Source organism: Microbacterium sp. SMR1 (assembly GCF_003289625.1).
Taxonomy (GTDB): Bacteria; Actinomycetota; Actinomycetes; order Actinomycetales; family Microbacteriaceae; genus Microbacterium; species Microbacterium plantarum.
Map to the genome: position 1 here is coordinate 307,848 of NZ_QMBN01000002.1, position 21,329 is coordinate 329,176.

At 70.5% G+C, this 21,329-nt stretch carries 21 protein-coding genes; 10 read left to right on the top strand and 11 right to left on the bottom strand.

The window, feature by feature from the left end; all coding sequences use genetic code 11:
• The first annotated feature begins 133 nt into the window (after positions 1 to 133).
• The 5 genes from DO944_RS06140 to DO944_RS06160 all read left to right on the top strand — a co-directional run bounded on the left by DO944_RS06140 (position 134) and on the right by DO944_RS06160 (position 5,857).
• Positions 134 to 1,459, top strand: coding sequence for a glycoside hydrolase family 125 protein (locus DO944_RS06140; RefSeq protein ID WP_112615725.1), 1,326 nt, complete (start codon positions 134 to 136; stop codon positions 1,457 to 1,459).
• Positions 1,456 to 2,403, top strand: a complete 948-nt coding sequence (locus DO944_RS06145; RefSeq protein WP_112615727.1) for a carbohydrate ABC transporter permease — start codon at positions 1,456 to 1,458, stop codon at positions 2,401 to 2,403. The genes DO944_RS06140 and DO944_RS06145 overlap by 4 nt, the downstream gene beginning before the upstream one ends.
• On the top strand, positions 2,400 to 3,365 hold the full coding sequence (locus DO944_RS06150; RefSeq protein ID WP_112615729.1) for a carbohydrate ABC transporter permease: 966 nt from the start codon (positions 2,400 to 2,402) through the stop codon (positions 3,363 to 3,365). Before DO944_RS06145 ends, DO944_RS06150 begins: the two co-directional genes overlap by 4 nt.
• Positions 3,366 to 3,414: 49 nt before the next feature.
• Entirely contained in the window at positions 3,415 to 4,665 is a 1,251-nt protein-coding gene (locus DO944_RS06155; RefSeq protein ID WP_112615731.1) for an ABC transporter substrate-binding protein, read from the top strand.
• A 64-nt stretch (positions 4,666 to 4,729) separates the two neighbouring features.
• Positions 4,730 to 5,857, top strand: a complete 1,128-nt coding sequence (locus DO944_RS06160; protein ID WP_112615733.1) for a glycoside hydrolase family 76 protein — start codon at positions 4,730 to 4,732, stop codon at positions 5,855 to 5,857.
• Positions 5,858 to 5,898: 41 nt separating this feature from the next.
• Here the strand turns inward: DO944_RS06160 and DO944_RS06165 are convergent, their stop codons facing one another.
• From DO944_RS06165 to DO944_RS06205, 9 genes are all read right to left on the bottom strand, one after another.
• Positions 5,899 to 6,999, bottom strand: coding sequence for a GntR family transcriptional regulator (locus DO944_RS06165; RefSeq protein ID WP_112615735.1), 1,101 nt, complete (start codon positions 6,997 to 6,999; stop codon positions 5,899 to 5,901).
• A gap of 80 nt (positions 7,000 to 7,079) precedes the next feature.
• On the bottom strand, positions 7,080 to 7,586 hold the full coding sequence (locus DO944_RS06170) for a GNAT family N-acetyltransferase (protein WP_112615737.1): 507 nt from the start codon (positions 7,584 to 7,586) through the stop codon (positions 7,080 to 7,082).
• 23 nt (positions 7,587 to 7,609) lie between these two features.
• Complete coding sequence (locus tag DO944_RS06175) at positions 7,610 to 8,284, bottom strand: response regulator (RefSeq protein ID WP_112615739.1); 675 nt, start codon at positions 8,282 to 8,284, stop codon at positions 7,610 to 7,612.
• A complete protein-coding gene (locus tag DO944_RS06180) occupies positions 8,281 to 10,800 on the bottom strand; it encodes an ATP-binding protein (protein WP_112615741.1) in 2,520 nt (839 codons plus the stop codon). The genes DO944_RS06175 and DO944_RS06180 overlap by 4 nt, the downstream gene beginning before the upstream one ends.
• A gap of 35 nt (positions 10,801 to 10,835) precedes the next feature.
• Positions 10,836 to 11,444, bottom strand: coding sequence for a potassium-transporting ATPase subunit KdpC (gene kdpC, locus DO944_RS06185; protein WP_112615743.1), 609 nt, complete (start codon positions 11,442 to 11,444; stop codon positions 10,836 to 10,838).
• A gap of 20 nt (positions 11,445 to 11,464) precedes the next feature.
• Entirely contained in the window at positions 11,465 to 13,642 is a 2,178-nt protein-coding gene (kdpB, locus tag DO944_RS06190) for a potassium-transporting ATPase subunit KdpB (protein WP_112615745.1), read from the bottom strand.
• Positions 13,642 to 15,324, bottom strand: a complete 1,683-nt coding sequence (gene kdpA / locus DO944_RS06195) for a potassium-transporting ATPase subunit KdpA (protein ID WP_112615747.1) — start codon at positions 15,322 to 15,324, stop codon at positions 13,642 to 13,644. Before kdpA ends, kdpB begins: the two co-directional genes overlap by 1 nt.
• Position 15,325: 1 nt before the next feature.
• Positions 15,326 to 15,412 (bottom strand): K(+)-transporting ATPase subunit F, encoded by an 87-nt coding sequence (kdpF, locus tag DO944_RS06200; protein WP_064955215.1) that lies wholly within the window; start codon positions 15,410 to 15,412, stop codon positions 15,326 to 15,328.
• Positions 15,413 to 15,746: 334 nt separating this feature from the next.
• Positions 15,747 to 15,962 (bottom strand): hypothetical protein, encoded by a 216-nt coding sequence (locus DO944_RS06205; protein ID WP_023953215.1) that lies wholly within the window; start codon positions 15,960 to 15,962, stop codon positions 15,747 to 15,749.
• Between the two features lie 171 nt (positions 15,963 to 16,133).
• Between DO944_RS06205 and DO944_RS06210 the strand changes: the two genes are divergently transcribed.
• From DO944_RS06210 to DO944_RS06230, 5 genes are all read left to right on the top strand, one after another.
• Complete coding sequence (locus DO944_RS06210) at positions 16,134 to 16,475, top strand: hypothetical protein (RefSeq protein ID WP_146752013.1); 342 nt, start codon at positions 16,134 to 16,136, stop codon at positions 16,473 to 16,475.
• Between the two features lie 9 nt (positions 16,476 to 16,484).
• On the top strand, positions 16,485 to 16,820 hold the full coding sequence (locus DO944_RS06215) for a TraR/DksA C4-type zinc finger protein (RefSeq protein WP_103841693.1): 336 nt from the start codon (positions 16,485 to 16,487) through the stop codon (positions 16,818 to 16,820).
• 164 nt (positions 16,821 to 16,984) lie between these two features.
• Positions 16,985 to 17,350, top strand: coding sequence for a helix-turn-helix transcriptional regulator (locus DO944_RS06220; RefSeq protein WP_112615751.1), 366 nt, complete (start codon positions 16,985 to 16,987; stop codon positions 17,348 to 17,350).
• Positions 17,351 to 17,430: 80 nt separating this feature from the next.
• Complete coding sequence (locus tag DO944_RS06225) at positions 17,431 to 18,408, top strand: SRPBCC family protein (protein WP_112615753.1); 978 nt, start codon at positions 17,431 to 17,433, stop codon at positions 18,406 to 18,408.
• A gap of 4 nt (positions 18,409 to 18,412) precedes the next feature.
• Positions 18,413 to 19,447 (top strand): DUF1266 domain-containing protein, encoded by a 1,035-nt coding sequence (locus DO944_RS06230; protein WP_258524590.1) that lies wholly within the window; start codon positions 18,413 to 18,415, stop codon positions 19,445 to 19,447.
• Between the two features lie 59 nt (positions 19,448 to 19,506).
• Here the strand turns inward: DO944_RS06230 and sufU are convergent, their stop codons facing one another.
• Together sufU and DO944_RS06240 are read right to left on the bottom strand one after the other, a co-directional pair.
• Positions 19,507 to 19,965 (bottom strand): Fe-S cluster assembly sulfur transfer protein SufU, encoded by a 459-nt coding sequence (sufU, locus tag DO944_RS06235; RefSeq protein WP_023953189.1) that lies wholly within the window; start codon positions 19,963 to 19,965, stop codon positions 19,507 to 19,509.
• On the bottom strand, positions 19,962 to 21,290 hold the full coding sequence (locus DO944_RS06240; protein WP_112615755.1) for an aminotransferase class V-fold PLP-dependent enzyme: 1,329 nt from the start codon (positions 21,288 to 21,290) through the stop codon (positions 19,962 to 19,964). Before DO944_RS06240 ends, sufU begins: the two co-directional genes overlap by 4 nt.
• Positions 21,291 to 21,329: the final 39 nt, after the last annotated feature.

Sequence of the window (21,329 nt, forward strand, 5' to 3'; positions counted from 1 at the left end):
TTCAGCGTCTCGGGCTGCGCGAAACACAGCGTTGCACATATTTATACGTTTTAATAGACGGATTGCTCGATCCGTCCTATACTCGGGCCTACCGTCCACCGCTGGGCGGGTCCGACACCACCCGAGGAGCAACGTGGCTCACGTGCATTCGGCCTTCATCCGTTCCGTCTCCGGTCGTGTGCGGGAACGTCTCGACGACGAGGTCGCCGACATCTTCGAGCGCTGCTTCGAGAACACTCTCGGCACGACGCTCACGGCGATGCCCGACGGGACGCTCTTCATGCTCACCGGCGACATCCCCGCCATGTGGCTGCGCGACTCCACAGCGCAGCTCGCGCCCTACCTGCATTTCGCCGCCGAGGATCAGGCGATCTCCGACATGATCGCCGCCGTCTCGCGGAGACAGGTCGCCTTCGTCCTCATCGACGCTTACGCCAACGCCTTCAACGCCGCTCCCGACGGCAGGGGCCACCAGGACGACCTCACCGACGGCTCACCGTGGGTCTGGGAGCGCAAGTACGAGGTCGACTCGCTCTGCTACCCGATCCAGCTCGCCCATGACCTGTGGACGGTGACCGGTCGGACGGATCACCTCGGGCCCGACTTCGCCGAGGCCGCACGTCGGATCATCGCGCTGTGGCGCGTCGAGCAGGATCACGAGGCGTCCTCGCCCTACCGGTTCCAGCGCTTCGACTGCCCCCCGAGCGACACGCTCGTTCGCGACGGCCGTGGTCCCGAGACCGCGCCGACCGGCATGACGTGGTCGGCCTTCCGCCCGAGCGACGACGCGTGCGCATACGGCTACAACGTGCCCGGCAACATGTTCGCGGCCGTCGAGCTCGGCCACATCGCCGACATCGCCGAGACCGTGCTCGGCGATCCCGAGCTCGCCCGCACCGCGCGCGACCTGAGGGACGATATCGAGCGCGGGGTCGCCGAGCACGGTCTCGTCGTCGACTCCGATCACGGCGAGCTGTACGCCTACGAGGTCGACGGTCGCGGCGGTGTCCTGCTCCTCGACGACGCCAACGTGCCGAGTCTGCTCTCCCTGCCGCTCATCGGGTGGTGCGGAACGGACGACGACCGGTACCTCGCGACCCGACGCTTCATCCTCAGCGACGCGAACCCGACCTTCGTCCGTGGCGTTCTGCCGGACGGCGGCGACGTGCGCGGCCTCGGCAGCCCTCACACCCCTGCCGGTCACATCTGGCCCATCGGCCTGTGCATCGAAGGTCTCACGACCTCGGACGAGGACGAGCGGCGCCGCATCCTGCGTCTGCTCCTCGACACCGACGCCGGCACCGGGCTCATGCACGAGTCGTTCCTCGCGACCGACCCCGAGACGTTCACGCGCGAATGGTTCTCGTGGGCGAACGCCATGTTCTGCGAGTTCGTGCTCGACCTCGCGGGCCTCCGCGTGCTCGTCCGCGACGCGGTCACCGAGGCGCGGCCGTCATGAGCGCGTCGACCGCGGTGCGTCCGGGCTCGGCCGAGCAGACGCCGCGTGCGCAGCGGACGCATCGACCGGGGAACCCCTCGGCCCGGCAGATGACCCGGAGTGCCTGGCTGTTCCTGCTGGTGCCGGGCGTGCTGTTCCTCGTCTTCATGGCGCTGCCGATCGCGATCGCGCTCGTGCTGAGCCTGACGGACTACGCCATCGTCGGAGACTTCGACTGGCTCGGGCTGCAGAACTACGCCGAGATCGCCGTCGACCCGTTCTTCTGGATCGCGCTTCGCAACACCGCCTACTACACGGTGCTCTACGTCCCGGCCGGACTCGTCGTCGCGCTCGGCACGGCGCTGCTCCTCAATCGTCGGCAACGGGCCGTCCGTATCTTCCGCACGCTCTTCTACATCCCCGTCGTGGCTTCGACTGTGGCGACGGCGACGATCTGGTTCTGGATGCTGAACCCGCAGAACGGCCTGCTCAACGTCGTGCTGAGCTGGTTCGGCATCGACGGCCCCGCGTGGCTGTACGAATCGCAGTGGGCGATGATCGCGATCGTCATGATGAGCGTCTGGGCCGGCTTCGGCGCCAACATGATCATCTTCCTCGGGGGTCTGCAGGGCGTTCCCGGCGAGCTCTACGAAGCCGCCCGCCTCGACGGGGCGAATGCCTGGCAGCAGTTCCGCTACGTCACCCTGCCATCGCTCACGCGCACGACGTTCCTCGTCTCAACGCTGCTCATCATCGGCGCGTTCCAGGTCTTCGACCAGGCCTACGTCCTCACCAAGGGCGGGCCGGGCAACTCCACCGTGACGATGGTCTACTACATCTACAACAAGGGCTTCGGCGCCCTCGAGATGGGCTACGCCTCGGCGCTGTCGTTCATCCTCTTCCTCATCATCCTCGTGTTCTCGCTGGTGAACGCACGACTCACGAATCGGGGAGGCGTCCGATGACGAACACCCTCAACGGCTCCGTCGACGGCGGCAGTGCCGTCCAGACCGCGCTCGTGGCGCGGACGCCGGTGGCGGCAGCCCCCACCGCCCGTCCGCGCACGCCGCGGCAGCGCGCGGGGACGATCGCCTGGTACGTCGGCGTGATCCTCGTGAGCATCGTCACGGTCGCACCGCTCGTGTGGACGATCTCGACGTCGATCAAGCCGGCCACCGAAATCCTCTCCGGCGCCCTGTCGCTCATCCCCGACAACCCCACGATCGAGAACTACGTGCGGGTGTTCGACGAGGTGCCCTTCGGCCGGTACTTCGTGAACTCGCTCGTGCTCGGCATCGGCGGCGCGGCGACCAACATCTTCTTCGGTGCGCTGGGCGGCTACGCCCTCGCCAAGCTGCGGTTCCGCGGCCGCACGGCGGTGTTCGCCGTCTTCCTGTCGTCGCTCATGATCCCCGGCATCATCACGATGATCCCGTCGTTCCTGATCCTGCGGTCGATCCCGTTCGCGGGCGGCAACGACATCCTGGGGCAGGGCGGCCTCGGCCTGATCAACACCTACTGGGCCGTCATCATCCCGGGCGCCGCCGGTGCATTCGCGGTCTTCTTCATGAAGCAGTTCTTCGAGACTCTGCCCGACGAGCTCGGCGAGGCGGCGCGCATCGACGGCGCCGGCGAGTTCCGCATCTTCGCGCTCATTTACTTCCCGCTCGCGAAGGCCGGGCTCGCCGTGCTCGGCATCATCAGCTTCCAGGCCGGATGGAACAACTTCCTGTGGCCGCTCATCGTCCTGAACAGCCAGGACATGATGACGGTCCAGGTCGGGCTCGCGTCGTTCGTCAACAACTACGAGACGGCATTCGGCCCGCTCATGGCCGGGACCGTGGTCGCGAGCCTCCCCGTGCTGCTCGTGTTCCTCTTCGCCCAGCGATACATCATCGAGGGCGTCGCGCACGTCGGCACCAAGTAGTCCTCGCTCTCCCACCCGCAACCACACCATCCGATCACAGGAGATTCCGATGAAGAACACCGTGCGCTCGCTCGCCCTGCTGGGCGTCGCGACCCTGACCGTCACCCTCGCCGGCTGCGGCGGCTCCGATGCCGGCAACGGCGGCGACGGACCCGAGCCCGTCGTCATGTGGGGGTCGTGGTCGGGCGATCAGGTCGCCCAGCTCGAGGCCCAGGCCGCCCGCTTCAACGAGTCGCAGGACGACTACGAGGTCAGCTATGTGCCGCAGGAGCTCGTCGAGGAGAAGCTGCTCACCGCGCTCGCCGGCGGCCAGGTGCCCGACATCGTGCTGTGGGACCGCTATCAGACCTCGCTCTACGCCCCGAAGGGAGCGCTCGCTCCCATCGACGACTTCATCGCCGAGGACTCCGTCGACACCGGCGTCTTCTACGAGCCGGCGCTCGGCGAGATGGAGGTCGACGACAAGCTCTACGGCCTTCCCCTGCTCGTCGACAACCGTTCGCTCGTCTACAACCGGGCACTGCTCGACGAAGCCGGCGTCGCGGCGCCGACGAACTGGGACGAGCTCCAGGCGGCCGCCCAGGCGCTGACCAAGCGCGACGGCAGCAAGCTCGTGCAGTCGGGCTTCGATCTGAGCGACCCCGGTCTGTTCAGCATGTACCTCGCGCAAGCGGGGGGTCAGCTGCTCAACGACGACGAGACGAAGACCGCCTTCAACAGCCCGGAGGGCCTCGAGGTGCTCGAGTTCTGGCAGAGCCTGCTCGACGACGGCGTGTACTCGCAGGGCTTCGGCGATACGGGTGACGCCTTCGCCGAGGGGCGCACCGCGATGAAGCTCGACGGCCCCTGGGCGCTCTCGACGCTCGACAAGGTCGACGGCCTGACCTACGGCGTCGCGCAGCCGCCCGTCGGTCCCGACGGCGACTCCGGCGCGTACATGGGCGGCTTCGGGCTCGTCATCCCCGAGGGCGCCAAGAACGCAGAGGGCGCCTGGGAGTTCATGAAGTGGTGGACGACCGAGGCGGAGAACGGTGTCGCTTTCGGTGAGATCTCCGGCTGGATCCCCGCGAACATCGAGGCCGCGAACGACCCCTACTTCACCGACGACGAGCACTACGCGGCCTTCATCGAGACCATGAACTACGCCGGGGCCCGGCCGAACGTGCAGGGCTTCTCGGACGTCGAGGGCAAGGCGCTGGTGCCTGCTCTCGAGCGGTTCATGTCCGGCGAGATCTCCGCCGAGCAGGCGCTCAAGGACGCGCAGGAGCAGGGCGATCAGATCCTCGCGAAGAACCGATGACGCGACCGACCCTCGTCTCGGCCCGCGAGGCCGCCGACATCCCCATCCAGAGAGAAGAGCACGCATGACCCGTCCCGCAGCGATCGTCTGGTCGTCCCGAGCGGATGTCGCCCAGGAGAGCCTCGACCACTTCTTCGGCGTCCCCGACATCCAGTTCCTCGCGAACAGCCACCCGCATGACCGCGGCGACACCGAGGTGTTCAACTACTGGTGGCTGGCGCATGTCGTCGACGCCCGCCTCGACGCCTGGCTGCGGACGGGGGAGGCCCGCTGGCTCGATGCGGCCGTCGCCGCCCGCGACAACATCGTCGAACGCAACGGTGGCTCGCTGTTCAACGACTACTTCGACGACATGCTCTGGTTCGGCCTAGCGCTCGAACGGCTCCACGCCGCGACGGGCGACCAGCGCCATCTGGACGACGCCCGTGCGATCTGGGACCACGTCGTCGAGCACGGGTGGAACGAGACGCTCGGGTGGAGCCTCGCGTGGCGGAAGCAGCAGCTGGCCTACAAGAACACGCCGGCCAACGGGCCGCTCGTGATCCTCGGCGCGCGGCTGAGCGCGCTCGACGCGTCCGGTGACCACCTCGACTACGCCCATCGGGCGTTCGACTGGCTGACGGCGAACCTCGTCGGACCCGACGGGTTCGTCGAGGACGGTGTCAATCGCAACGGTGACGGCGCCGTCGACACGCAGTGGCGCTTCACCTACAACCAGGGGCTCTACGCGGGAGCGGCGGTCGAGCTGTTCCGGCTGACGGGCGACCGCGCGTTCCTCGAGCGTGCCGTGCAGACGGCCGTCACCGCCGTCCGCGAGCTGAGCGACGGTTCGGTGTTCCGCGACGAGGGCGACGGCGGCGACGAGGGCCTGTTCAAGGGCGTCTACTACCGCTACCTGGGCGAGGTGCTCGCGGTCCTCGCCGATGAGCCGGGCTTCGCCGACGAGCGGGCGCTGCTCGAGGCGTTCCTGCGGGCGAGCACCGACGAGCTCTGGCGAACCGGCGTCGTCGACGGTCGGCTGCGTCCCGGCAACGACTGGTCGGAGCCGGCGGGGGAGTGGATCCCGTACTCCACCGCTGTCAGCGCGATCTTCGCGATCGAGCAGCGCGCACGACGGGAGAGCGCCGAGTCCGCGGGTGAGACGGTGGGCGCGGGTTCCGCCGCGGCAGCCGGTACGGTCGTCGGCGCCTAGGCCGCGCCGCCTCGTTCTGCTCCGCGCCCGACGGCGCCTCCTCAGCTGCGAGGGGGCGCCGTCGACGCGCCCGGCACGAGCTCGGTGGGCAGCACGACCTTGTCGACCGTGAGCGGGTGGGCGATCTGCTGCTGCAACGACGCGATGCCACGGCCGCCGAGCTCGGTCTGCGCCTGCCGGATGTGGGTGAAGCGGAACAGGCCCGTGTCGAAGAACGCGTCGGGATGGTCGAAGCAGACGACCGACACGTCGCGCGGGATGCTGAGCCCGAGCCGCGAGCAGGCCTCGCGCAGCATGAGCGCGATGTTGTACTCGGCCGCCACGTAGCCGGTGATGTCGGGATGCTCGCCGACGAACGCGATGAGCCGCTCGATGTCGTCCTCGACGGTGTCGGTGCTGCCGGGCACCGTCGACTCGAGCGTCTGCAGCTCCGCACGGTTCTCCAGGGGCAGATGGTTCATGGCGTGGGCGTGGATGTACCCGTTGCGACGGTCGTCGCTCGACGACACGTGGCTCGACGGTCCCACGAACCCGACGGTGCGGTGCCCGAGCTCGAGCAGGTGCTCCGTTGCCGCGCGCCCCCCGCCGAGGTTGTCGGAGCAGACGGCCGAGACGGGGATGCCGTCGAACAGGCGGTCGAGGATCACGAGCGGGAACCGGCGCGCGACGAGCTCGAGGGCGGCGGGCGGGATGTACTCCGACGAGCTCGGGAGCAGCACGAGCCCCTCGACGCCGGCGTCGACGAGGGATCGGATGCACGCGTCCTCCTCGGCCAGGTCGCCGCCTGACCGTTTGAAGATGACGTGGGTGTCGGCGCCCGCCGCGGCGAGGATCCCCTCGATGATCTTGTTGCCGAACGTGTCGTCGAAGCTCGTGAGGACGCAGCCCAGCAGGCGGGTCGAGACCTCCGACCCCGCGGCCGGGACGGTCGTCGCGGTCGCGCTCGTCACCACCGTGCCGATGCGCGGACGACGCATGATCATCCCCTCGCTGCGCAGCAGCTCGAGTGCCCGCTTGACCGTGATGGCGCTCACGTCGAACTGCTTGGACAGCTCGGCCTCGGAGGGCAGGCGCTCGCCGACCGGGTAGGTGCCGTTGGTGATCGCCAGACGCAACGACTCGTACACCCGCTTGTACAGCATCCCGATCCTCCTCCGGCTGGAATTCTTATATTTAATCTACAGGGTTGGTGGTCGAAATCCGCCGGTCGTGGCGCGGCTCGCTACGACCGCAGATCCGCGGTCATCTGGACGCGCGGGCCGAGGGCGTCGAGTCCCATGCGCTCCTCGGTCTCGACGAGCATGAGCTCGAACTCCGAACGCGGTTCGGTGACGACGAAGCCGAGGCGCTCGTAGAACGGGGCGTTCCAGGGCACGTCGGCGAAGGTGCGGAGCGACATCCGATCGTGGCCGCGGTCGCGCGCGTACGCCATCGCCGCCTCGACGAGCTTGCGGCCGTACCCGCGGCGAGCGTGCTCGGGCGACACCGACAGCTGTTCGAGGTGGGCATGACCCTCGAGCTCGAGCACATGAACGAACCCCGCGACCACCCCGTCACCGACGTGGGCGACCAGCAGGAAGCCGGCCTCGTCGGCACGCGACGCGCCGGTCGGCGCCGGCCACCAGGTGGGCGGGTCGAGCAGATCGCGCAGCAGCGCGTCGGCGTCGTTCTCGATGTCTTCGAGGAGATCCAGCTCGCCGGGGCTGGGCGGGCGGATGTCGAGCGGCACGGCCCGATCGTATCGAGCGGCGTTCAGTCGACGATGAGCCGGTAGCCCATGCCGGACTCGGTGAGCAGGTGCTCGGGATGCGCGGGATCGGCCTCGAGCTTCTTCCGCAGCTGCGAGACGTAGAGACGCAGGTACCCGGTGTCGTTGACCTGCTCGGTGCCCCACAGCTCCTTCAGCAGGTCCTGCCGGGTCACGAGTGCCCCGGGGGTTCGGGCGAGGAAGTCGAGCATCCGCCACTCGGTCGGCGTGAGGTGCACGCGCTCGCCGCCACGCGTGACGGTCTTGGCGGCCCGGTCGATCTCGACATCGGCGAACCGCACGACGGCGACGGATGCGGCACCGCCGGCCCGCCGGGTCAGCGCGCGCAGTCTCGCGAGCAGCTCGTCGATCTGGAAGGGCTTGGTGACGTAGTCGTCAGCCCCGGCGTCGAGCGCCGCCACCTTGTCTGCCGACCCGGTGCGCCCCGAGACGACGATGATCGGCACGGCGCTCCATCCCCTCACGGCCTCGATGACGGCGACGCCGTCGAGGCGCGGCATCCCCAGATCGAGCACGATCACATCGGGATGCTCGGACGCGGCCGCGGCGATCGCCGCCGCCCCGTCGGCGGCCGCCACGACGTCGTACCCGTGGGCCGCTAGCGTGATGCGCAGCGCCCGCACGAGCTGCGGGTCGTCGTCGGCGAGGAGGACCTTCACCCCTCGATCCTGCCCTCTTGCGCCGCCGCCGATGCCAGGGGCAGCTCGATCACCATGGTGAGGCCGCCGCCAGGGGTCTGCTCGGGCACGAGCTGGCCCCGCATTCCCTCGGTGAAACCCTTCGACAGCGCGAGCCCGAGCCCGAGTCCGGTCGTGTTGTCGGTGTCGCCGAGTCGCTGGAAGGGCGTGAACACGTCGCCGTGACGCTCGGGCGGGATGCCGGGTCCGTGGTCGATCACGCGGACCTGGGCCTGCCCGCCCAGCGAGCTCGTGCTGATGCGCACCGGCGTTCCGGCAGGCGAATGGCGGTGGGCGTTGGCCAGCACGTTGACCAGCACCCGCTGCAACAGCACCGCATCGGCGAGCACCGGCCCGATCGCCTCGTCCAGCGCCAGCTCCACCGCAGCGGGCCCGAGACCGAGCTCGTCGACCGCGGCGAGCACGGCATCGGCCGTGTCGACCGGTCGCAGGGCGACGGCGAGAGCGCCGGCCTCGATGCGGCTCACATCGAGCAGGTCGGTCACGAGCGAGGTCAGCGTGCCGAGGCTCTCGTCGGCGGTCGCGAGCAGCTCGTCGCGGTCGGCGTCGTCGAGCGCGGGGCCGGCCGCGCGGAGCCCCCCGAGTGCCGCGACGGCAGCGGCCAGAGGGCGCCGCAGGTCATGGCTCGCCGCCGAGAGGAGGGCGCTGCGTACCCGGTCGGTCTCGGCGAGCACCGACGCCGAGCTCGCCGCCCGCTGCAGGTCGGCCTGCTCGAGCGCGGCGGCGAGCTGTGCGACGACGACATCCAGCAGGCGGCGTTCCGAGCCGTCGAGCTGCTCCGACTCGCTGCCGTGGAGCTCGAGCACGGCCTCGCGTCCGACCTCGACGCGCAGGTGGCGGTCGTCGCGCACGGGCTCGCCGTCGGCGGCGATCACGGTCCCGTCCGACGCGACCAAGCGCGCACCCGACATCCCGAAGGCCTCGCGCGCCCGCGCGACGAGGGCCGGAATAGAGCCATCGCCCCGCAGCACGCTGCCGGCGACCGCCGCAAGCAGCTCGGCCTCGGCGGCTGCTCGCCGGGCCGACCGCGTGCCCCGGGCCGCGCGGTCGACGATGACGCTCACGAGGAGCGCGATGACGACGTACAGGATCAGCGCCCACGCGTGCAGCGGATCGGAGACCGTGACGGTGTACAGCGGAGCCACGAAGAAAAAGTCGAGCGTCACCCCGGACATCACCGCGGCGAAGACGGCCGGCCACAGTCCGCCGACGAGCGCGACCACGACGACGAGCAGCTGGTACGCGAGCACGTCGCTCGTGATCGACTCGGGGCTCTGCAGCGCGACGAGCAGCCACGTGAGCAGCGGACCGCCGGTCAGCGCGACGACGAAACCGAGGATCCGGCGCCGCACGCTGAGAGCGCCGCCGGCGACACGGGGCAGGGTGAAGCGGCCGCCGGCGGCGGCGTGCGTCACGACGTGCACGTCGATATCGCCCGACTCGCGGATGACGGTGGCGCCGATGCCCGGACCGCTGAGGGCCGCAGCGAGCCGGCCGCGACGGCTGACGCCGACGACGAGCTGCGACGCGTTGACCGACCGCGCGAACTCGACGAGGGCGGCGGGGATGTCGTCGCCGACGACCTGGTGGTAGCTGCCGCCGAGCGATTCGACGAGAGCCCGTTGAGCGGCGAGGGCCGCCGGGTCGGCGGTGCGCAGCCCGTCCTGGCCCGACACGTGGACGGCCAGCAGCTCGCCGCCGGCCGAACGGTCGACGATGCGGGCCCCGCGCCGGATGAGAGTCTCGCCCTCGGGCCCGCCGGTCAGCGCGACCACGACGCGCTCGCGAGCCTGCCACGTGCCCCGGATGCCGTGCTCGGCACGGTAGTCCTGCAGGGCGCTGTCGACCTCGTCCGCGAGCCAGAGCAGTGCCAGTTCGCGGAGCGCCGTCAGGTTGCCGAGCCGGAAGTAGTTCGACAGGGCGGCGTCGATGCGCTCGGCGGGGTAGACGAGACCGGCAGCGAGGCGGTCGCGCAGCGACGGCGGTGCGAGGTCGACCAGCTCGATCGGGTCGGCCGAGCGCACGACGGCATCCGGCACCGTCTCGCGCTGCGCGACGCCGGTGATCTGCTCGACGACGTCGCCGAGCGACTCGATGTGCTGGACGTTGACGGTCGTGATGACGTCGATGCCGGCATCCCGGAGCTCCTCGACGTCCTGCCAGCGCTTCTCGTTGCGCGACCCGCCGACGTTGGTGTGGGCGAGCTCGTCGACGAGGGCGACGCGCGGGGCTCGGGCGAGCACGCCCTCGAGGTCCATCTCGTCGAGCGTGACGCCGCGGTGCTCGAGGCGGCGGCGCGGAACGATCGGCAGTCCGGCGGTCATCGCGGCGGTCGCGGCGCGGCCGTGGGTCTCGACGATCGCGACGACGACGTCGATCCCGGCATCCTGAAGCCGGCGTCCTTCCTCGAGCATCTCGTAGGTCTTGCCCACGCCCGGCGCCGCACCCAGCAGCACCCGCAGCCGTCCCCGCTTCACGGCATCACCCTAGTTCTCTCCGCGCCCGGGAGAGCTCATGGCGCGAGGCCGTCCAGGGCGGCATTGAGCTCGACGACGTTCACCCGCGGCTCGCCGAGGAACCCGAGGTCGCGGCCGGCCGTGTGCGAGGCGACGAGATCGCGCACCTCGGCATCCGACAGCCCGCGTTCCGCGGCGACGCGGTCGACCTGCAGCTCGGCGTACGCCGGCGAGATGTGCGGGTCGAGGCCCGACGCCGAGGCGGTGACGGCGTCAGCGGGGACATCCGAGACGTCGACGCCCTCGCGATCGGCGATCGCCGTGCGCCGCTGCTCGATTGCGGCGACGAGGTCCGCGTTGTTGGGACCGAGATTCGACCCGCTCGAGGCGGCCGCGTCGTAGCCGTCGCCGGCCGCCGAGGGGCGTGACTGGAAGTACTGCGGCAGCGCTGTGCCGTCGGCATCCGTGAACGACTGGCCGATGAGCGACGAGCCGACGAGCTGGCCCTCGGCGTCGCGCAGCAGCGATCCGTTCGCCTGCGCCGGCAGCGCGAGGCCGACGAGCGAGATCAGCAGGGTGTATCCGACGCCGAGGACGAGGGTGAGGACGATCATCGCGCGGACGGCGACGGCGGAGGTGCGCAGCGAGGCGCGGGCGGTGGACATGACAGGTCTCCAGTCGGGGCTCAGAAGCCCGGGATGAGGCTGACGGCGAGGTCGATCAGCTTGATGCCGACGAACGGCGCGATGACGCCGCCGAGCCCGTACACGACGAGGTTGCGGCTCAGGATCGACGAGGCGCTCGCCGCGCGGTACTTCACGCCGCGCAGTGCCAGCGGGATGAGCACGATGATGACGATCGCGTTGAACACGATCGCGCTCGTGACAGCGGAGGCCGGCGACGACAGCTGCATGACGTTGAGCGCCGCGAGCCCCGGGAACACCCCCATGAACATCGCCGGGATGATCGCGAAGTACTTGGCGATGTCGTTCGCGAGCGAGAACGTCGTGAGGGCGCCGCGCGTGATGAGCAGCTGCTTTCCGATCCGGACGATGTCGATGAGCTTGGTCGGGTCCGAGTCGAGGTCGACCATGTTGCCGGCCTCCTTCGCCGCCGACGTGCCCGTGTTCATCGCCACGCCGACGTCGGCCTGCGCGAGGGCGGGTGCGTCGTTCGTGCCGTCGCCGGTCATCGCGACGAGGTGACCGCCCTCCTGCTCCTTGCGGATCAGGGCGAGCTTGTCTTCGGGCGTCGCCTCCGCGAGGAAGTCGTCGACACCCGCCTCTCTCGCGATCGCGGCAGCGGTCAGCGGGTTGTCGCCGGTGATCATGACGGTGCGGATGCCCATCGAGCGCAGCTCGTCGAAGCGCTCGCGCAGCCCGTCCTTGACGACATCCTTCAGGTGGATGACCCCGAGCAGCGTCCCGGCACCGGATGGGTCGAGGGTCGCGACGGCGAGCGGCGTGCCGCCGGACTGCGCGATCGCGTCGGCGTGGTGCAGCAGCTCGGCGCGGGCCTCGGCCGAGACCGGTCGTGCCGATGCGTCGGGCCAGGCGAGCACCGACCCCGACGCGCCCTTGCGCACCTGCGTGCCGTCGGGCAGGTCGACCCCGCTCATGCGCGTCTGCGCCGTGAAGGCGACCGCCACGGCGTCGCGCGGCAGCTCGCCCACCACGTGCTGCGAGGCCGCGAGCTCGACGACCGAGGTGCCCTCGGGTGTCGGGTCCGACAGCGACGACAGGGATGCCGCGCGGGCGAGCTCGGCGCCGTCGACGCCGGTCATCGCGACGAACTCCGACGCGCGGCGGTTGCCGTAGGTGATCGTGCCGGTCTTGTCGAGCAGCAGCGTCGTCACGTCGCCGGCCGCCTCGACCGCGCGGCCCGACATGGCCAGGACGTTCCGCTGCACGAGACGGTCCATGCCCGCGATGCCGATGGCCGACAGCAGCGCGCCGATCGTGGTCGGGATCAGGCAGACGAGCAGCGCGACGAGCACCGGGATGCTGACGGGCGAGGCGCTGTACGACGCGATCGGGTTCATCGCCAGCACGACCACGACGAAGACGATCGACAGGCTCGCGAGCAGGATATTGAGGGCGATCTCGTTGGGCGTCCGCTGACGCGCAGCGCCCTCGACGAGGGCGATCATCCGGTCGACGAAGGTCTCGCCGGGCTTCGACGTGATCCTCACGACGATGCGGTCGGAGAGCACCCGGGTGCCGCCCGTGACGGCGCTGCGGTCGCCGCCGGACTCGCGGACGACGGGAGCCGACTCGCCCGTGATGGCCGACTCGTCGACCGTCGCGATGCCGTCGACGATGTCGCCGTCGCCCGGGATGAGCTCACCGGCCTCGACGAGCACGACATCCCCGAGCCGCAGGTCGGCCGAGGGCACCTCCTCGGTCGCGGAGCCCCGGGCCGCGGCATCCGTCCGCTCGTCCCACGAGACCACCCGGCGCGCGGTCGTCGTCGTGCGGGTCTTGCGCAGCGCCTGGGCCTGCGCCTTGCCGCGGCCCTCGGCGACGGACTCCGCCACGTTCGCGAAGAGGACCGTGAGCCACAGCCAGACCGCGATGCCCCAGGTGAAGCCCGCCGGAACCGTCGTGCCGCCCGAGGTCTCGGGACCGCCGAGGAACGGCTCCGCGATCGCGATCGCCGTCGTCAGGGCCGCGCCGACCCAGACGAGGAACATGACGGGGTTCCGCCACTGGGCGGCGGGGTTGAGCTTGCGGACCGCGCCGGGGAGGGCGGCACCGACCTGCTCGAGGCTGAACGCGCTGCGCCGGCGCGGTGCCGGGCTGGCGTCCGGGTCCGCGGACGACGGGCCGGATGAGGGCCGGGTTTCGGTCAGAGGGGCAGACATCAGGAGAGTCCTTCGGCGAGGGGGCCCAGGGTGAGGACCGGGAAATAGGTGAGCGCGGTGATGATGACGACGACGCCGGCGAGCAGGCCCGCGAACTGCGGGCGGTGCGTCGGGAGGGTGCCGGCGCTCGACGGCACGGTGTCTTGAGCGGCGAGCGATCCGGCGAGGGCGAGGACGAGCACGATCGGGATGAACCGGCCGAGCAGCATCGCGACGCCGAGCGCCGTGTTGAGCCACGGGGTGTTGGCGGTGAGGCCGGCGAAAGCCGAGCCGTTGTTGTTCGCCGCGGAGGTGAACGCGTAGAGGACTTCGCTCAGGCCGTGGACGCCCGGGTTCCAGATCGAGGTGCCCTCGACGTCGGCGCGCACGGCCGGGATCGCGAAGCTCAGCGCCGTCCCCGCGAGCACGAGCGTCGGCGTCACGAGGATGTACAGGCTCGCGAGCTTGATCTCGCGGGGCCCGATCTTCTTGCCGAGGTACTCGGGCGTACGCCCGATCAGCAGGCCACCGACGAACACCGCGAGGATCGCGAGCACCAGCATCCCGTACAGCCCTGAACCGACCCCGCCGGGAGCGATCTCGCCGAGCATCATGTTGAGCATCGGCATCATGCCGCCGAGCGGTGTGAAGCTGTCGTGCATCGCGTTGACCGCGCCGGTCGAGGTGAGCGTCGAAGCGCCGCCGAACAGCGCCGATGCGGCGATTCCGAACCGGGTCTCCTTGCCCTCCATCGCGGCGCCGGCGAGCTGCGTCGCCGTGCCGCCGCCCGACGCCTCGGCCCACGAGCCGAGGGCGATCGAGGCCAGGAAGATCCCGCCCATGACCGCGACGATCGCGTAGCCCTGGCGATCGTCGCCGACGATCCGGCCGAAGGCGCGCGGCATGGCGAACGGGATGACGAGCAGCAGCAGGATCTCGAACAGGTTCGTCCACGGCGTCGGGTTCTCGAACGGATGGGCCGAGTTCGCGTTGAAGAACCCGCCGCCGTTCGTGCCGAGCAGCTTGATGGCCTCCTGGCTGGCGACCGGTCCGCCGGGGATCGACTGCGCCCCGCCGGCGATCGTCTGCACGTCGGTGAAGCCCGCGAAGTTCTGGATCACGCCGCCTGCGAGCAGCACGACGGCCGCGACGATCGCCATCGGGAGGAGGATGCGGCCGAGGCCGCGCACGAGGTCGACCCAGAAGTTGCCGATCGTCCCCGAGCGGCGATACGCGAAGCCCCGGACGAGGGCGATGGCGACGGCCATGCCGACCGCGGCCGAGACGAAGTTCTGCACGGCCAGACCCGCGAACTGCACGGTGTAGCCGAGCGTCGTGTCGGGGGAGTACGACTGCCAGTTCGTGTTGGCCACGAACGAGATGGCGGTGTTGAACGCGAGGTGCTCGCTCGGTGCGGGCAGACCGAGGCTGAACGGCAGGATCGGCTGGAGGCGCTGCAGTCCGTAGACGATCACGACGCCGACGAGCGAGAACAGCAGCACGCCGCGGGCGTAGGCCTGCCAGGTCTGCTCGGCGCGTGGATCGACGCCGATCAGGCGGTAGACGCCCCGTTCGACGGCGAGGTCGCGCGGCGACGTGTAGACGCGAGCGATGTAGTCGCCGACGGGCCGGTACAGCAGGACGAGGATGAGGACGAGGGTCGCGATCTGCAACGACGCGAACCCGATCTGCGCGGCATCCACGTCAGAACCGTTCGGGCCGCACGAGGGCGACGACGAGGTAGACGATGGCGGCGACGGCCAGCACCGCCGCGAGGAGCGAGAAGACCATCACAGCTTCTCGACCCCCCGGGCGATGAGGCCGGCGACGGCGAAGAGCGCGAGGATCGCGGCGAGATAGATGAGGTCGAGCACGAGATCCGATGCAACACCCCGCCGGGTGCCGCGCCCGCTGTCCTCACGGAATCCATACGGCCTCGCGCCCGCTCCTCACGCCGCCCTCACGGTTTTGGTGCCGGTTCGGCGCCGGCTCGGCGCCCGGTGGCGATACATCCGTCGGACGGCCGGTGCTGGTGTCGCCTCCAACGTGCGCCAAGACGACACCAGCACCACCGGTCCTGCAGATGTATCGCAAGCCCGGCCTTCCGGCCGGATCAGGGGCGGGGTCAGGGCGCGAGGGGCGAGGACTCGTCGTCGATGACCCCGATGCCGACGGCGTGGTGGCTCGGCTCCTCGTCCTTCTGCTCCGGAGCCTTGGGCTCTTCGCCCGGCTCCTTCGCGACGCTGGGCTCTTCGAGCTCCTCCGTCGAGGGGTTCTCGTCGGGGGCGTGCTGGGCACCCTCGTCGGCGTGCTCGGCCTCGTTGTCGTGGTGATCGGTCATGTCGTTCTCCCTTCCACTCCCAGCGTGCGCCGATCAATCCGCCGGTGTCACCGGCTTGACGTAGCGACTCGTGTGGCCGAAGGGACCCATACCGCGCGGGGCCCATCGGTAGGGTTCCCGCATGACGTCCCGGACCGGGGCACCCGCGCGCTGAAACTGTTGTTCGCCTTCGTGGCTGCGGTGCTGTGGGCTGGAGCCCTGCTGGCAGCGATGCCCCCCGGCATCAATGACGGGCCGAGCGGCGCCTGCGCGCACGCTGTGGGCAACCGTCTCGTGTTCGACTCATCCGTGGTGCCCGAATCCGTCGCGGCCCAGGGCGCCTGGCAACTCTTTCCCCTCGGCGTCGGATGCCGCTACACGGCCCCCACCGGAGAGTCGGTGTTCGTTGCGCCGAGTTTCGGGCCGTCGATCATCGCCCTCCACGCGCTCGCCGTCACCGTCTTCCTGGCCGGTGTCGTCCTGAGAGACAGGTGGCGCGAGCCGCGTCGCCACGACGACCTCCTGCGGGCGTAGGGTCGCGGGATGGACCCGGAAGCGCGACTGCACGAGCGCAAGCGTGAGCTCACCGTGCAGCTCGACCGGCTGGATGCCGACGACGACAGCCTTCGTCACGACCGCGCCGACGCCACCGCCGATGACGAGCACGACCCCGAGGGGTCGACGCTGTCGGGGGAGTGGCAGCGGGTTGAGGCTCTACGTCGAGCCGCGCGGGCAGAGCTCGCCGAGGTCGAGGCCTCCCTCGCCCGCGTCGCCGCAGGCACCTACGGTGTGTGCGCGAGCTGCGGCCGCGACATCCCGGTCGAGCGCCTCGAGGTCCGCCCCCACGCGACCATGTGCGTCGCCTGCGCTTCGCGCTAGCCGCGCCCGTAGCTGTCCACGCCGCCCGCATCCAGCCGAACCTCGGAGAATCGCGCGAGATTCGGGCGGATGCGGCATCCCGGTACGAGTTTCGCGCCGATCTCCGAAATTCGTTCCGCCGCGGGTGTTGACACCCACCACCCCGAGCCCTAACGTACAACCAAATGGTTGCACGAAACGATCCCCGGGCGAGTGAGCGGAGCGAGCTGAGCGATGACGACATCGACCGTCTCTTCCACGCGCTCGCGACGGCGACGCGTCGCGACATCCTCCGCCGCACGATCGAGCACGAGCAGTCGGTGTCGGCGCTCGCGGCCGACTACGACATGTCGTTCGCCGCGGTGCAGAAACACGTCGGCGTCCTCGAGACGGCCGGCCTCATCGTCAAGCGGGCCGAGGGGCGCGAGCGCCTCGTCCGCGCCGACCCCGCCATGATCGCCCGCGCGCGGGCCCTGCTCGCCCGCTACGAAGACCTCTGGCGTGCCCGCGTCGACCGGCTCGACGCCCTGCTCGCCGAGCCCGAAGACTGACCCCCGCAGACCCGCAGACCCGCAGACCCGCAAGTCCGCACACCCACCCCGCGCGCACCATCCGTTCGAAGGAGAATCCGATGCCCGTCACCGACATCACCACCGATGCCGAGAACCTCACGATGACGCTCGTGGCGGATGTCGCCGCGCCCGTCGACCGCCTCTGGCGCGCGTTCACGCAGCCCGCGCAGCTCGAGCGCTTCTGGGGCCCTCCCGGCTGGCCCGCGACCTTCACGCGGTTCGACTTCACCCCGGGCGGACGAGCGCAGTACGCCATGTCGAGCCCGCAGGGCGAGAAGTCGCGCGGCACGTGGGAGTTCATCGCGATCGACGAGGGACGCAGCTTCGAGGTGCTCGACGCGTTCGCCGACGAGAACGGCGAGCCGATGGAGCAGTTCCCGGCGATGCGCATGCTGTTCTCGTTCGAGACGACCGAGACCGGCTCGCGCCTGACGAACGTCACCTACTTCACCTCGGCCGAGGGGCTCGAGCAGGTCATCGCGATGGGCGCGATCGAGGGCTCGCGCCTCGCGATGGGCCAGCTCGACGCGGTCGTGCAGGACCTCCGCGCCTACGCGCAGGGGCAGGGCACGCGCGTCGAACTGCTCGACGACACGCATGTGCGCATCACCCGGTTCATCGACGGTCCGCGTGAGCTCGTCTGGCGCGCGCACCATGAGACCGAGCTGCTGAAGAAGTGGATGCTGGGTCCGGACGGCTGGTCGATGACGGTCGCCGAGCCCGCCACTGAGGTGGGCGGGACGTTCCGGTACGCGTGGGAGCAGGAGGGCGCCCCCGAGACGGCGTTCGGTTTCGAGGGCGAGTTGCTGCAGCTCGACGCGCCGCGCCGCGAGGTGACGACCGAGCGGATGTCGGGAGTCGACGGGCCCGGCACGGTCAACGACCTCCAGCTCTACGAAGAGGACGGCGCCACCCTCCTCACGCTCCTCATCGAGTATCCCGACAAGGAGACGCGCGACACGGTCCTCGCTACCGGCATGGCCGACGGCATGGAAGACTCCTACGCCCGCCTCGAGGCGGAGGTGCTGTCAAAATGATGGGGTGACGGAACCCGTGATCGCCCTCCAGAACCATCCCGGCGACGTGGAGTTCCCCGTCCGCCCTCGGCGGCGGTACACGCGGATGCTGGACGCGCGGCGCAAGGCCGACCCGAAGGCCATGCGCAAGCGGGCCCTCCCCGTGACGGCGATCGCGGTGCCGATCGGCATCCTGGGCTTCGTGCTGTCGTACGTGTGGGTGGGCAGCGAGGATTTCGGGAACAACCTGTTCGGTCTCTTCCTCGGGATGTGCGCGGGCCTGCTCGTCGCCTCGATCGTCCTCGCTGTGCGCGACGCCCGCGCTCCGCGCAACGCGCAGCGGCAGTACCTCGCGCTCGCGGCGCGGAGTCCGCTCACGCCGCGGCAGCAGCAGATCCTGGCGCTCGACGCGGCGAGCGACTTCGCGATGCGCGGGTGGAACTCGTCGCTCGCATTCACGCCGACGTTCGCCGAGCTGCCGCAGGACCTGCGCGCCAAGCACCGTGACGGCGCCGACGGATCGCCGTGGTTCGCGATGCCGCTGCCCGGCATGCAGCAGCTCCGCGCTGCGCTCGACGAGCAGTTCAAGATCGTGTCGCGCTCCGACGCCGAGCTGCTGGTGGCCGACACGCTCGCCCGCGGCGTGCTCTCGACGCGGTTCGCGGAGGTCGCGCAGAGCGATGCGGCGGAGCACATGATGTCGCGCATCGCCGCGCTCACCGACCTGCCGGTCTTCGACATCCACGACCTCGCTCGCGGAGACGAGGGACGTGCGCCCCGGCTGCTGCTGGCGGCCGACATCGAGCGCGCGATCGGCGGCGTCCGCTACGCCTACGTCGCGGGGTACCTGACCGCCGACGAGGGGTGGGCGCTGCTCGAGCCGTTGGCGACGCGCGCCTTCACCACGTACCAGGGTCGCGACGAGTACTGGCGCGAGGTCGTCATCGCGACGGCGTTCCGCACGGATTCGCTCGAGTCGGTGCAGCGCCAGCGCGAGACGCTCGCGGAACTGCAGCGATCGGACTGGCCCGCGGCATCCGTCGCCTGGCCCTCGGCCTGACCGGCGCGCGGCCCTCGGCCTGAACCGACCTCTGCGGCCGATCCGCGGTGAGTCGGGGCTCAGGCCCGCCCGAGGCCGTCTTCGAGGGCGACCCAGGCGAGCATCGCACACTTGACGCGCGCCGAGAACTTCGAGACGCCCGACAGCGCCGCGGCATCGCCGAACGTCTCCTCGTCCAGAGGGATGCTGCCGCGCGAGCGCAGCGCCTCGCGGAAGCGTTCGATGAGGGCGGCCGCGTCGGCCCGCGTCATCCCGTCGCCCTCGACCTCTTCCTCGACCAGCGAGGCGAGCATCGACGCCGAGGCCTGCGAGATCGAGCAGCCGGTGCCCTCCCACGAGACCTCGGTGATGCGGTCGCCGTCGACGGCGACGCGCAGCGTGATCTCGTCGCCGCAGACGGGGTTCTTCTGGTGCGAGTCGGCGTGCGCCGCGTCGCCGACGTCGTGGAGCGGGTTGCCGACCGGGTGCTTGGAGTGGTCGAGGATGAGCTCCTGGTACAGCGAGTCGAGCCCGGTCATGCGTGTGCCCCTTCGGCCGCGTCGGTGACGCCGAAAAAGCCGCGGATGCCGCGCACCGCGTCGAGGAACAGGTCGACGTCGTCCTCGGTGTTGTACAGCGCCGTCGAGGCGCGGACGGATGCCGTCATCCCGAACTGCCGGTGCAGCGGCGCGGCGCAGTGGTGTCCGACCCGCACGGCGATGCCCTGGGCGTCGAGGAACTGTCCCGCGTCGTGCGCGTGCACGCCGGTGACGTCGAACGACCACAGGCCGACGCGCTCCGCGCCCGGGGCGTCGCCCAGCAGGCGGACGCCGGGGATCTCGCGGAGGCCCGCGCCCATGCGCTCGGCCAGGGCGACCTCGTGCGCGTGGATGTTCTCGGGTCCGACGTCCTGCAGGTAGCGCACCGCCGCGGCGAGACCGATCGCGGGTCCGACCGCCTGCGTTCCGGCCTCGAACTTCTGGGGAGCCGGCAAGTACTCGGCGTGGTCGAGCGTCACAGTGGTGATCATCGATCCGCCGGTGAGGAACGGCGGCAGCGCGTCGAGCACCTCGGCGCGGCCGTACAGTCCGCCGATCGCGTAGGGACCGAGCATCTTGTGACCGCTGAAGACAGCGAGGTCGACGCCGAGCGCCGGCAGGTCGAGCGGCAGGTGCGGGGCCGACTGGCACGCGTCGAGCACGGTCGTAGCTCCCACCGCCTGCGCGAGGGCGACGATCTCGGCGACCGGGTTGACGATGCCGAGCACGTTCGAGACGTGGGTGAAGGCGACGATCCGGGTGCGTTCGCCGATGATGGATGCCGCGGCATCCAGGTCGAGCGTGCCGTCGGCCCGCGCCGGGATGTGGCGGAGCACTGCGCCGGTGCGGGCGGCGAGCTCCTGCCACGGGATGAGGTTGGCGTGGTGCTCGATCGCCGTCGTGACGATCTCATCGCCCGGGGTCAGCGCGTACGGTGCGGATGCGGGCGCGCCGCGGCCCAGCGTGGCGTTGCCGATCGCGTAGGCGACGAGGTTCAGGCCGGCTGTCGCGCCGCTCGTCCAGACGAGCTGCTCGGGCTGGGCGCCGACGAAACCGGCGACGGCGGCGCGGGCATCCTCGAAGAGATCGGTCGCCTCGGCCGCGAGGGTGTGGGCACCGCGGTGGACGGCGGAGTTGGCGTGCGTGAGAAAGTCGCGTTCGGCGTCGAGGACCGCCGTGGGCTTCTGGCTCGTCGCGGCGGAGTCGAGGTAGACCAGCCGGTGCCCGTTGACCTCTTCCGAGAGGATTGGGAAGTCGGCGCGCAACGACACCGCGTCGAGCGGACTGACGCGCGGCGAAGCGGCGGGAACGACGGGAGAGCTCACCCCTCTAGGCTACGCCCGCGCGCCGGCCCGAGCTCGGGC

Coding starts and splice junctions, on each gene's coding strand:
- kdpF (WP_064955215.1), bottom strand. CDS start 15,412: ATGGTCTTCTCGCTCCTCGCGGCGGTGCTGGCCGTCGCCGCCATCGTC.
- sufU (WP_023953189.1), bottom strand. CDS start 19,965: ATGACCGGGCTCGACTCGCTGTACCAGGAGCTCATCCTCGACCACTCC.
- DO944_RS06155 (WP_112615731.1), top strand. CDS start 3,415: ATGAAGAACACCGTGCGCTCGCTCGCCCTGCTGGGCGTCGCGACCCTG.
- DO944_RS06160 (WP_112615733.1), top strand. CDS start 4,730: ATGACCCGTCCCGCAGCGATCGTCTGGTCGTCCCGAGCGGATGTCGCC.
- DO944_RS06205 (WP_023953215.1), bottom strand. CDS start 15,962: ATGACCGATCACCACGACAACGAGGCCGAGCACGCCGACGAGGGTGCC.
- DO944_RS06225 (WP_112615753.1), top strand. CDS start 17,431: ATGCCCGTCACCGACATCACCACCGATGCCGAGAACCTCACGATGACG.
- kdpC (WP_112615743.1), bottom strand. CDS start 11,444: ATGTCCACCGCCCGCGCCTCGCTGCGCACCTCCGCCGTCGCCGTCCGC.
- DO944_RS06215 (WP_103841693.1), top strand. CDS start 16,485: ATGGACCCGGAAGCGCGACTGCACGAGCGCAAGCGTGAGCTCACCGTG.
- DO944_RS06220 (WP_112615751.1), top strand. CDS start 16,985: ATGGTTGCACGAAACGATCCCCGGGCGAGTGAGCGGAGCGAGCTGAGC.
- DO944_RS06150 (WP_112615729.1), top strand. CDS start 2,400: ATGACGAACACCCTCAACGGCTCCGTCGACGGCGGCAGTGCCGTCCAG.
- DO944_RS06165 (WP_112615735.1), bottom strand. CDS start 6,999: ATGCTGTACAAGCGGGTGTACGAGTCGTTGCGTCTGGCGATCACCAAC.
- kdpB (WP_112615745.1), bottom strand. CDS start 13,642: ATGTCTGCCCCTCTGACCGAAACCCGGCCCTCATCCGGCCCGTCGTCC.
- DO944_RS06145 (WP_112615727.1), top strand. CDS start 1,456: ATGAGCGCGTCGACCGCGGTGCGTCCGGGCTCGGCCGAGCAGACGCCG.